The 3876-nt window shown below is 53.9% G+C and carries 4 protein-coding genes and 3 tRNA genes; all 7 read right to left on the bottom strand.

Translation table 11 applies throughout. The features are described 5' to 3' along the window. Positions 1–1037: elongation factor Tu (gene tuf, locus ACTJK7_RS28970; RefSeq protein ID WP_440781104.1), on the bottom strand; the 1037-nt coding region annotated here is incomplete at its 3' end. Between the two features lie 85 nt (positions 1038–1122). Then, positions 1123–1198, bottom strand: a tRNA-Thr gene (locus ACTJK7_RS28965). Positions 1199–1224: 26 nt separating this feature from the next. Then, positions 1225–1298: transfer RNA gene (locus ACTJK7_RS28960), tRNA-Gly, on the bottom strand. A 25-nt stretch (positions 1299–1323) separates the two neighbouring features. Beyond that, positions 1324–1408: transfer RNA gene (locus tag ACTJK7_RS28955), tRNA-Tyr, on the bottom strand. A 143-nt stretch (positions 1409–1551) separates the two neighbouring features. Then, a complete protein-coding gene (locus ACTJK7_RS28950) occupies positions 1552–1992 on the bottom strand; it encodes a hypothetical protein (protein WP_064382251.1) in 441 nt (146 codons plus the stop codon). Between the two features lie 7 nt (positions 1993–1999). After that, positions 2000–2749, bottom strand: coding sequence for a pantothenate kinase (locus ACTJK7_RS28945; RefSeq protein ID WP_108563381.1), 750 nt, complete (start codon positions 2747–2749; stop codon positions 2000–2002). Then, complete coding sequence (gene birA, locus ACTJK7_RS28940) at positions 2739–3692, bottom strand: bifunctional biotin--[acetyl-CoA-carboxylase] ligase/biotin operon repressor BirA (RefSeq protein ID WP_108563382.1); 954 nt, start codon at positions 3690–3692, stop codon at positions 2739–2741. The genes ACTJK7_RS28945 and birA overlap by 11 nt, the downstream gene beginning before the upstream one ends. Positions 3693–3876: the final 184 nt, after the last annotated feature.

Genomic DNA, 3876 nt, shown 5'->3' with positions numbered 1-3876 from the left:
TCGCAGTTACCGGTCACGTCAGTAGTACGGAAGTAGAACTGTGGACGGTAGCCTTTGAAGAACGGAGTGTGACGACCGCCTTCTTCCTTGCTCAGAACGTAAACTTCTGCAGTGAACTTGGTGTGCGGCTTAACCGAACCCGGCTTAACCAGAACCTGACCACGCTCAACGTCGTCACGCTTGGTGCCACGCAGCAGAACGCCGCAGTTCTCGCCAGCACGACCTTCGTCCAGCAGCTTGCGGAACATCTCAACACCGGTGCAGGTGGTGGTGGTAGTGTCACGCAGACCAACGATTTCCAGGGCGTCTTGAACACGAACGATACCGCGCTCGATACGACCGGTTACAACAGTACCGCGACCCGAGATCGAGAATACGTCTTCGATTGGCATCAGGAATGGCTTGTCGATAGCACGCTCTGGCTCTGGGATGTAGCTGTCCAGAGTTTCCACCAGCTTCTTAACAGCGGTGGTGCCCATTTCGTTGTCGTCTTTGCCTTCCAGCGCCATACGAGCCGAACCGATGATGATCGGAGTGTCGTCGCCTGGGAAGTCGTAGGTGGACAGCAGGTCGCGAACTTCCATCTCAACCAGTTCCAGCAGCTCAGCGTCGTCCACCAGGTCAGCCTTGTTCAGGAAAACCACGATGTACGGAACGCCTACCTGACGGGACAGCAGGATGTGCTCACGGGTTTGTGGCATCGGACCATCAGCGGCCGAGCAAACCAGGATCGCGCCGTCCATCTGCGCAGCACCAGTGATCATGTTCTTCACGTAGTCAGCGTGACCTGGGCAGTCAACGTGAGCGTAGTGACGAATGTTCGAGTTGTACTCAACGTGCGCGGTGTTGATGGTGATACCGCGAGCTTTTTCTTCTGGAGCGCTGTCGATCTTGTCGAATTCAACTACGGCCGAACCGAAAACTTCGGAGCAAACGCGAGTCAGAGCAGCGGTCAGCGTGGTTTTACCATGGTCTACGTGACCGATGGTGCCAACGTTGACGTGCGGCAGGGAACGATCAAATTTTTCCTTAGCCATCGATATCACCCCTAACAGAAGAAATTAAGCAAACAACACGAGCCATTAAAACAAAGGCAGATATTTTCATATCTGCCTTGTTATATGGAGCTCTTGAGCGGATTTGAACCGCTGACCTCACCCTTACCAAGGGTGTGCTCTACCAACTGAGCTACAAGAGCGTAACACTTTGCACAACCTGCAAACTTGGAGCGGGTAGCGGGAATCGAACCCGCATCATCAGCTTGGAAGGCTGAGGTTCTACCACTAAACTATACCCGCGGAGCCTGCAGCTCACGCTAAAATCTGGTGGAGGGAGAAGGATTCGAACCTTCGAAGTCGTAGACGTCAGATTTACAGTCTGATCCCTTTGGCCGCTCGGGAACCCCTCCTAATCAGGCCGGCATTCTATACCATGCCAAGCCTCTGTCAAGCATTTTCTCATTTAAAAACCTGAGGTTAGCTGCATTGACATCACCCCGCCGCACCAACCTTTTCAGGTCTTCGCTGTGGAGCGGGCGCCATTCTATGCAAACTATTCCGCAGGTGCAACCCCCTCGCACAGCATTATTTTATGTTTTAACTCATTGAATTCCTTGGAAAGGTTTTGTAGCTGAGCATCACCCAGCAAACGCTGGGTTTCGGGCGTAATCTGGAACCAATATGAGCCGCCGGAATACTCTTTTGACGAAGGAAGAGCTTTTGCTCCCAGCTCCGTCAAACGCTGTTCCAACACCTGGGCAGACTCAGGTCGACCCAAACCGCCTATATATAGGCACTGTCCATCAGGCTTTCCCCCAGCCCTTTTTTCACGGGAAGCATCACCTCCAGCCTCACTCAACAGGCGAATATCCTGTTGCGGGCCACGATAAAGACTGAGCGGCGTGACATCCTTTGCGCGTAGCGGCGCCTCCTGCTGATGCCAGACGTAATAAAACACATTGAGTACCAGAAGTAGAAGGAACAACCAACGCATACAAACCTCAGGACAAAGGACACGCCATAGCCAAACCCACGAACACCAAATCAGAAACGACCCGAGCCTCAGGCGCGACATCCGAGACCAGCTCGGCATCCCCCCCCGTGATGAAGACTCGGTAATCATCACCCCAGTAGGAACGCGCCATCTCCAACTGCGTCAACACGAACCCTCTGAGCATCAACGAACAGCCACGCTCAACAGCCTCAGCTGTAGAGCGCCCCGGAGCCTGGCTCGTCAATGCCCGCTCCGCCGCGAGATCTCCATAGCGAATTTTTCGAGTATGGGTACGCAGCTGATTACGCATTAGCGGCATGCCGGGACAAATGAAGCCTCCCAAATGCTCACCGTCCGCGGAGATAAAATCGGCGGTCACCGCCGTCCCAAAATCTAGTACCAGACAGGCCCCTTTAGCCAGGTGAAAACCACCAAGCATCGCCAGCCAACGATCGAGGCCAAGGCGCTCATAATCGTCGTAACCATTCTTTACGCCGGACATCTCGCGAGCGGGCGCCGCACAGACAACGGAAATGCCGAACTCCTGCTTAAGCAAGCCAATCAGCAAATTGGTCTCATCTTCAGTTCTTACGCTGACAAGGCGACATTTGACGAGAGACACCTTCTCAAGCGACCGTAGACTGTCGACCAAGGCGCCATCAGAGTCGACCACTCCTTCCGCGATCAAGGCGCCCGCCTCAGCCCGCAGCACACGCCACTTGATAAAGCTGTTTCCACAATCAAGCTCAAGAATCATCACGCAACCTCAAGCTGAGCTCACCACCACTAAAGACTTTTTCCACACCATCTACCTTTAGCCGCAGTGCGCCTTGATTATCGATTCCCAGCACCACACCATCTACTTGATTGACCCCCGCAGTGAGAGAAACCGGTTGCCCCTGCCACAAATGGCTCGCCTCCCACTCCGACTGAAGCGCAGAGAAGCCGCCCGATTGGTGACGTTGCAAATAGAGTTGCAGCTGCTTACTCAGCTCAACCGCCAGAATATTGCGATCACAAGATTTACCCGACTCTAGACGCATTGAAGTCCATCGCTGATCGACTTCATCTGTAGCCTGCATGTTCACATTAATGCCTATGCCCAACACTACATGACACACGTCTGCCGGATCACCAACCAGCTCCAACAGGATCCCGGCGATTTTTTTTCGCCCGACCAATACATCATTCGGCCATTTCAGCCCTGCACCTGGCACCCCAAGCGCATGCAAGGCCTGCATGACCGCGAGACCAACAACAAGACTTAACCCCTCAAGCTGACGCATCCCACCATCAATGCGCAACACGAGGCTGTAATAGAGGTTTTCAGCAAACGGACTCACCCATTTACGCCCCCTGCGCCCACGCCCTGATCTTTGGAGCTCGGCCAGCACAAGAAAGGGAGCCGCCCGCCCCCGATCCACCTCGCGCAACGATTCAGCATTAGTAGAGTCGACGGAATCAAAGATACTGACAGACCAGCCAGGAAGACTTTCCTCTATCTCGAGCGAGTCAAGCAAAGTCAATGGCGAGGCCAATTGATAGCCCCGTCCCCGAACTTTATGTATGGATAACCCAAGCTCAGCCTCCAGGTGCTGAAGCTGCTTCCACACCGCACTTCGACTAATTCCCAGGGCAGCCCCCAGAGCCTGACCGGAATGGAATCGACCATCCTTCAGAAGGTTCAACAACGTCAGCATGCAGGTCTCGCCTCAGAATGAGGCCCGAATAATAGCCATGCACCGGGCCGCTGCATAGAATTCAAAGAATCCATTTTCCTGCGGGCAAAACAAAACCCCAACTGCTTTCGCAATTGGGGTTTCGGAATTTAATCTTGACGATGACCTACTCTCACATGGGGAAACCCCACACTACCATCGGCGA

Origin of the sequence: Pseudomonas sp. 22085 (genome assembly GCF_052045815.1) — a bacterium.
Taxonomy (GTDB): domain Bacteria; phylum Pseudomonadota; class Gammaproteobacteria; order Pseudomonadales; family Pseudomonadaceae; genus Aquipseudomonas; species Aquipseudomonas glycinae.
This window is presented reverse-complemented; position numbering and strand designations above follow the sequence as displayed.

What these genes read in the sequence shown, in the direction of transcription:
- birA (WP_108563382.1), bottom strand. Translation starts at nt 3,692, where the DNA reads ATGCTGACGTTGTTGAACCTTCTGAAGGATGGTCGATTCCATTCCGGT.
- ACTJK7_RS28945 (WP_108563381.1), bottom strand. Translation starts at nt 2,749, where the DNA reads ATGATTCTTGAGCTTGATTGTGGAAACAGCTTTATCAAGTGGCGTGTG.
- ACTJK7_RS28950 (WP_064382251.1), bottom strand. Translation starts at nt 1,992, where the DNA reads ATGCGTTGGTTGTTCCTTCTACTTCTGGTACTCAATGTGTTTTATTAC.